Source organism: Alkaliphilus peptidifermentans DSM 18978, assembly GCF_900101495.1.
GTDB lineage: Bacteria > Bacillota > Clostridia > Peptostreptococcales > Natronincolaceae > Alkaliphilus_C > Alkaliphilus_C peptidifermentans.
Window position 1 is genome coordinate 243,822 of the sequence record NZ_FMUS01000001.1, and the last position, 7,232, is coordinate 251,053.

Sequence of the window (7,232 nt, forward strand, 5' to 3'; positions counted from 1 at the left end):
ATAGGGATTTTATTATATGATTGAAACATCAAATCTATATTTCAATTTGGGATTAAACTTTATTCCATTTACTTTAGTTGGTTTTTCACTAGTAAATATGAATATATAGCTTGTATGTTTTATTTTTGTTATAATAAGTCTAACTATAATATTTGTGGTATGTTTTAATTACCACCAAAGAAAGGATAAAGGAATGCGAAACCATACTTTACTAACTGACCTATATCAATTAACAATGATGAATGGTTATTTTGCCAATAATATTCATGAGGATCAGGTTGTATTTGATATGTTCTTTAGAAAAAACCCCTGTGATAATAGCTTTACTATTGTGGCAGGTATAGAACAGGTAATTGATTATATTGAAAATCTAAAATTTACAGATGAGGATCTAGAATATTTAAGGGGGTTACAGCTTTTTAGCGAAGACTTCTTGGGTTTATTAAGAAATTTCAAATTTAAAGGCACTATTTATTCTGTAGAAGAAGGTAGTATAATGTTTCCACATGAGCCAATAATAAGGGTTAAAGCTACTACCTTTGAAGCTCAATTAATTGAAACTGCCATGTTAAACATTGTTAACTTTCAATCATTAATTGCCACCAAGGCTTCCCGTGTGTGTGAAGCGGCTAAGGGAGATGCAGTTTTTGAATTTGGATTGCGTCGTGCCCAAGGTCCTGATGCAGGAATTTTCGGAGCTAGAGCTGCTTATATTGGGGGCTGTGCTGGCACCTCCAATGTTTTGGCTGGGAAAATGTTTAATATACCTGTCACAGGTACTCAAGCCCATAGCTGGATACAAAAATTTGATAGTGAATTAGAAGCATTCCGTGCATATGCAAAGATTTATCCTGATGGTTGTCTTCTCCTGGTTGATACTTATGATACTATTAAGAGTGGAATACCAAATGCCATTAAAGTATTTAAGGAGTTAAAAGAAATGGGTCATGAGCCTGTAGGAATAAGAATAGATTCTGGAGATTTAGCCTATTTATCACAGGAAGCACGGAAGCTTTTAACTGAAGCAGGTTTTGGAAATGTTAAAATAGTTGCCTCTAGTGATCTTGATGAGGGCACCATTGATAGCTTGAAAATGCAACAAGCAGAAATTAATAGCTGGGGTGTTGGAACTAACCTAATTACATCGAATGGCTGTCCTGCCCTTGGGGGAGTCTATAAGCTGGCGGCGGTGGAGGTTAATGGAAAACTAATACCTAAGATTAAAATATCAGAGAATCCAGAGAAAATTACAAACCCTGGCTATAAAAAGGTTATCCGTATCTACAACGATAACAATTATGCTGAGGCAGATTTAATTATGTTGGAGGATGAGATAGTCGATACTAACAAGCCCCTTACTTTATTCCACCCAATATACACTTGGAAGAAAAAGACCTTTTATAATTATAATGTTAGAGAAATGCTTGTTCCTTTATTTCTGGAGGGCGAGTTGATGTATAATCACAGAACAGTAGCAGAAATACGTGATTATACACAAAAAGAACTATCAAGCTTGTGGCCTCAATATAAGCGTTTAAACCGACCACAGCTATACAAGGTAGATCTCTCTGAAAAATTATGGACCTTAAAGCATGAAATGGTTAACAGCTATAGGGAAGAATAGTAGGCAAAGAAGATCAGTAGGGATAATACCGAGTTATGAGTGAAGAAACGAGAGTTTTAGTAAAATGGATAACAAGAAGTGGGCCGACAGAGTCGTCGGCCCCTACAAATTAAGACCCTACACAAGATTTTGAAAAAACCTAAAAAGATAAATGTTAAATGATGAATATAAGGCGTTGTTATTTAATATGTCAAATTTTCTGTTTGTTCTTAATTTCCTTTATATAATTTATAGCTGCTTCTTTTGTTGGGGCTATTTTCCCAAAAAATATAGCTTTTTTTATGTCCTCCATAATTTCACCAATTATAACCCCTTCTTGTAGTTGCAAGCTTTTGATAATGTCATTTCCAGTAATTATATTTGAAATATCTTCAACTGTTCGGTATCTGGTTAAGTAATTATTTGCAATATACTCTATATGGACTTTGAAAATTGCCATTTCTTCATGAGGATTTAAGAGCTTTCTGGTTGCAATTATATCGGCTAAAGCAATTAATAGTATATCAAGGGTTTCTCTACCCATTTTGTTGAACATTTCATAGAGGGCTTTACTGCTTACATCGTTGTTTTTATATGAAACAAGCGGAAGCATATGCAGTGATACATATTTAGTTAAAATATCCTTTTCCTTTGTGCTTAACCGCAGCTCTTCTGCATATTTTTTAATAATTTCTGCACCAGTTATTTCATGACCTCTAAATCTTACTCTTCCATTTGCATCAATCTTCTTTGCTGAGGGTTTTCCAACATCATGAAAAAGTGCTCCTAGCTTTATTAACTGTAGTCGAGTACGATCTGCAGCAATAACCTCAGCTGAATGTTTTTCATAGGCCTCCCGGATATGATCTTCAAAGTAACCTTTTGCATATATAAAGCTTTCTACAACTTTAACTGTATATATTGAATGGGTCCAGCTATCAACTACATGATATTTACACTCCCCAATTTCTTTCATTTCTTCTAATTCAGGAAAAATTTTATTTAACAGGTGAAGATACTTATCCATATAGCTCAAATAAAAATAGCTTTTGCTGACTTCTAATATTTTAAAGAGCTCATTGGTAATTCTTTCACCTGCTATAGCTTTAATTGCTGACGCATTTACATCTATTAGTGCTTTCGTTGTATCATCAATATCATATTCTAGTTGAGCCATAAATCTTACAGCTCTAAGCATTCTAATAGGGTCATCTTTAAAGGTTCCTTCATGTAAGTGCTTAATATTCCTATTTTTCATATCTAGCTTACCATTATAGGGGTCTATTATTTTCTCAACAATAAGTGGCCATTCATTTTGAATATCATATGCCATTGCGTTGATGGTAAAATCCCTATTATATAGATCTTCCTCAATTTTATCACCCTTCATTTTGCTAAAATCCAAAATGTAATCTGATTGCATAACAATCCGACAGGTTTTATGTATTTCATTTAATTGGATAAAGGTTCCGCCAATTTCTGAAGCAACTTTCTCTGTAAATGCTCTCGGATCTTGGTTAATTACAAAATCTAAATCCATATTATTTTTATTTAGAAGAATATCTCGAATGCTACCACCTACTAGGTAGATTACTATATCAAATGATTTTGCAAGGTTAATAATGGAGGTAATAATTGATTCCATTCTATCCTCTCCTCATTTATATTTTTTTCATATTATAATTATTTGCTGCGCCTAATTCTTTATGCTTAAATGCTAAATATTAAAAGTTATTAATTATTATTTGACTTATTATGGAATATATGGTACTATTTTAATATAGTAGTTTTGTCGAAATTTGTTGTATTATAATTTATTTTGTAATTAATTGTTACAATAGCAAATATAAAAGGAGGAATTTTTTTGAAATCAACAGGTATTGTTAGAAAAGTGGACGAACTGGGAAGAGTAGTATTACCCATTGAGCTTCGACGTACACTACATATTGCTGAGAAGGATGCGCTGGAAATTTATGTAGATGGTGAAATCATAATATTAAAAAAGTACGAACCTGCTTGTATTTTCTGTGGTAACGCTAAGGATGTTATTGTTTTTAAGAACAAAAATGTTTGTGGCGAATGTAGAGTTGAAATTAAATAATTATTAAGGAGCCTTAGGGCTCTTTAATTTTTTTAAACTAGTTTTCTACTCCACTTATATGTCAATAGATTCTTGATAAACTTCACGTTTTGATATCCCCCTAATTTTAGCTACTTCTTTTATTGCTTCCTTCTTACTAACTCCTGTTTTCATTATATTATATATATGATCTTTAATAGTAATTTTATTTATATCTTCCAATGCCTGAGCCCTAGCTTCTTCAACCTCTTCCTTTGTTACACCATGACATACTATTACTATTTCACCCTTAGGAGGATTCTCTTGAAAGTGTAGTATCAAATCCTTTATTGTTCCCCTAACAAATTCCTCATATCTTTTCGTTAGCTCTCTACATATAACTACCCTTCTATTCCCTAGAATTTCTAGCATATCATTAAGAGCTCCCGTTAGTCTATGGGGTGCTTCATAAAATATTAAGGTTCGGTCTTCATGCTTTATTTCTGTAAGTCTTTCTTTTCTTTTCTTTTTTTCTCTATGCAAAAAACCTTCAAAGGCAAATTTTGATGTATCAAAGCCGGATGCAACTAGTGCAAGTATGGAAGCAGTTGCTCCCGGCAAAACTTCAAACTCTATGTCTTCTTCAATGCACAGTTTTATAATATCTGCACCGGGATCTGATATGCCTGGCATTCCAGCATCAGATACCAAAGCAATATTTTTACCTTCTCTCATTTGTTGTATAAGAATTTCACCCTTTTTATGCTTATTGTGTTCATGGTAACTGGTTAAGGGTTTATCTATTTCATAGTGATTTAATAGCTTTATAGTATGCCGGGTATCTTCTGCTGCTATTAAGTCCACTTCCTTCATAATTCTTAAAGCTTTAATAGTAATATCTTCTAGGTTTCCTATTGGGGTAGGGCATATATATAATTTCCCTCTATTCATTAGCATCCCCTCTTTCTTCCACTGTTTTTTTATTATATCTCTCCAGCAGCTCTTGAGTATATTCTCCATCCTCATCATATACCACTAATGGGTCCAAAATTCTTAGCTCTGGCTGAGCAGCCTTCCTGCAATCTATCATTAATAAATTAGGCTTTCTACCATGGGCTGGATGTATAAACTGTAATCTTTTAGGTTCTAGCTTGTGTTTTCTACACAAAACCATGATATCAACCAGTCGTTGAGGACGATGAATCATAAAAAATCTACCATGATGCTTTAATAGCTTTGAGGCTGTTTGTATTACATCCTCCAGTGAGCACTTTATTTCATGCCTTGATATAGCTTTCTTGTCGTCAGGATTAATTAATCCATTGGCATGCATATAGGGAGGGTTTGTTGTAACAACATCGAATTCATTAACAGGTACATGTTCACTGGCAGTTTTTAGGTCTATGTTAAGAATTTTAATGCGATCCTCTAATTTATTAAAGACTACACTTCTGATTGCCATATCTGCAACCTCTTGTTGAATTTCGATTGCTGTTATGCTACTGCTTGTACTCTTTCCTGCCAATAGCAATGGTATTATTCCTGTTCCTGTACCTAAGTCCATCACCTTTGAATTCTTCTTAAGCTCAACAAAGCTAGCCAATAGAACAGCATCTATTCCAAAACAAAAGCCTCTAGTATTTTGTATTATTTTTAAATCTTTGATGTGTAAATCATCAATTCGTTCATAATCCTTTAGTAGATTTTCCATATATAGCTCCTTAAATTAATTCTTTTACTTGTTAATTATACCACTTTTATATAATTATTGACTTAAGTTTATTTCTTATTTTTCGTCTATGGGGAAAATAATATCCTATGAATAAGATAATCCCGTGGAAAAATAGAACATAAAAAAATCCTTCCAAATAATAATGGAAGGATTTTTTTATAGCTATCTATTTTTCATGAATGGCAATTACAACACTGTTTCTAACATATATTTTTACTTGATTTCCTACAGTAATATCTGTCAAGTTTACATTCTTGTCAACGTTAAAGTATTTAGATTCATTGTTTATTTCAACTGTGACTGTTGGTGTATTGCCAGTTTGCAGTGTTAAAAGTCTTCCTTCATAAACAACAATATCATTTAGCACTGTAACTTCAACTATTTTATCGGATTGAACCTTAACCTTAACCTGCATATCAGCTTTTAAGTCTGATAGTACATGATTGATACCATTAATTTTGATGGTGGCATTCTTATCTACATTAAATAACTCCTGCTTATTATTATATTCCAGGACCATCTCCGATTTTGCTGTATCTACACTTTTTATTACAGCTTCAATCATGGTGTAGTTAAGATCTGTTGCGTATAATGTTTTAAGTGTAATTCCATCAACGTAGGCTTCAACAGTCATATCTACCTTTAAATCGCTTAGTATCTTTTTAGTATTATCTACATAAATAGCGGTGTCACTATTTAACCTATAAAAGCTGCTGGTATTTCCTTCTCTAATAATAAGTTCCTTATCTTTAAGGTTAATGCTATATATTGTTCCTGTTATTTTCGTATATTCAATTGGGTTTATTTCTATTAAAACTACCTTCTCTTCCTTTACGGTAACCTTAACATCCATGTTAATTTTTAAATCACTGAAGCTTTTAGATGTTCTTCCTTCTTTTATTACAGTATCGCTATCAACCTTTATTAGGGTTCTTTTATCCTGGTGCTTTAGAACAAATTCCTTCTTTACTGAATCTATTGAAACTATTTCCCCCTCGAGAATAGTTTCTCTTCCTTCTGCAGCTGTAGCCTTTATCTCAATAATTGTATTCTTATCATCTAGCTTTAGATAAACCTCATCACCTTTTCGTAAGTCTGCAAGCTTGGCTGCAGCATCATTTAATTCAATTTTTGCCTTATCGGAAACCAATAGGTGAATAAGGGCTGTTCCATCCTTTACCACTATTCTTTTCTCTTCTATATCGATATCAACAATTGTTGCTTCAAACGTTAACTTATTTTCATTGGGAATTACAAATCGTTTCTGAATTCCTGGTGGTAGTTCATCCTTTTTTTGTAGTCCTGGTGGTAATCCTCCCTTTTTCTCAAGCCCTGGCGGTGTAGCTGCACTTACTGAGGCTAAAGAAAAGCCTAAAATCATAATTACTGTTAGTACTTTAGCTATTGTTTTTTTCATTAATTTGCTACCTCCTTTAATTTTTTCTATTATATAATTACGAAGCTATCATTTATTATTGGTACCTAATTCCAAAAAAAATTTATAAACTTAAACACTTTATATGTATTAAAGAAAAAACCCTTAGAGTCTAAGGGTTTGAATTTTTAGGTGGTTTGTTGTTATTTGATTCTTGGTTTTTACTATCTGGTGTGTTATCTTTTTTATTGCTTTTATCTTCCTTTGAATCTTGGTCGTTAGGCTTGGCCCTCCCAGGATGCTGGTCAAATACTGGATGCTCCTTCTTATCTTTTTTCTCTTCTATTTCATTATCCGTTGTATCCTTTGAGCTTGGGTGTTGCTCAAACACTGGGTGCTCCTTTTTACCTTTATTTTCTTCTTCTTTGGCATCATCATTTGAATTCTTTGAGCCGGGATGTTG

At 33.0% G+C, this 7,232-nt stretch carries 7 protein-coding genes; 2 read left to right on the plus strand and 5 right to left on the minus strand.

All coding sequences use genetic code 11. The annotated features are described in order from the left end of the window. Nucleotides 1-193: 193 nt before the first annotated feature. Nucleotides 194-1,624, plus strand: coding sequence for a nicotinate phosphoribosyltransferase (locus BLP68_RS01085; protein WP_091538979.1), 1,431 nt, complete (start codon nucleotides 194-196; stop codon nucleotides 1,622-1,624). A gap of 190 nt (nucleotides 1,625-1,814) precedes the next feature. Here BLP68_RS01085 and BLP68_RS01090 read toward each other — a convergent pair whose 3' ends face one another. Continuing rightward, nucleotides 1,815-3,248, minus strand: a complete 1,434-nt coding sequence (locus tag BLP68_RS01090; protein WP_091538980.1) for a CCA tRNA nucleotidyltransferase — start codon at nucleotides 3,246-3,248, stop codon at nucleotides 1,815-1,817. A 219-nt stretch (nucleotides 3,249-3,467) separates the two neighbouring features. On the opposite strand from BLP68_RS01090, the gene BLP68_RS01095 reads away from it, so the two are divergent. Beyond that, on the plus strand, nucleotides 3,468-3,704 hold the full coding sequence (locus BLP68_RS01095; RefSeq protein ID WP_091538983.1) for an AbrB/MazE/SpoVT family DNA-binding domain-containing protein: 237 nt from the start codon (nucleotides 3,468-3,470) through the stop codon (nucleotides 3,702-3,704). A 54-nt stretch (nucleotides 3,705-3,758) separates the two neighbouring features. Here the strand turns inward: BLP68_RS01095 and rsmI are convergent, their stop codons facing one another. The 4 genes from rsmI to BLP68_RS01115 form a co-directional block, all read right to left on the minus strand. Next, nucleotides 3,759-4,613: a 16S rRNA (cytidine(1402)-2'-O)-methyltransferase gene (rsmI, locus tag BLP68_RS01100; RefSeq protein WP_091538986.1), complete on the minus strand. Its 855-nt coding sequence runs from the start codon at nucleotides 4,611-4,613 to the stop codon at nucleotides 3,759-3,761. Further along, entirely contained in the window at nucleotides 4,606-5,373 is a 768-nt protein-coding gene (locus BLP68_RS01105) for a tRNA1(Val) (adenine(37)-N6)-methyltransferase (protein ID WP_091538988.1), read from the minus strand. Before BLP68_RS01105 ends, rsmI begins: the two co-directional genes overlap by 8 nt. Nucleotides 5,374-5,560: 187 nt before the next feature. Next, nucleotides 5,561-6,811, minus strand: coding sequence for a hypothetical protein (locus BLP68_RS01110; protein WP_091538990.1), 1,251 nt, complete (start codon nucleotides 6,809-6,811; stop codon nucleotides 5,561-5,563). Between the two features lie 130 nt (nucleotides 6,812-6,941). Continuing rightward, nucleotides 6,942-7,232 (minus strand): hypothetical protein (locus BLP68_RS01115; protein WP_176758809.1); only part of this gene is annotated, 291 nt, incomplete at its 5' end.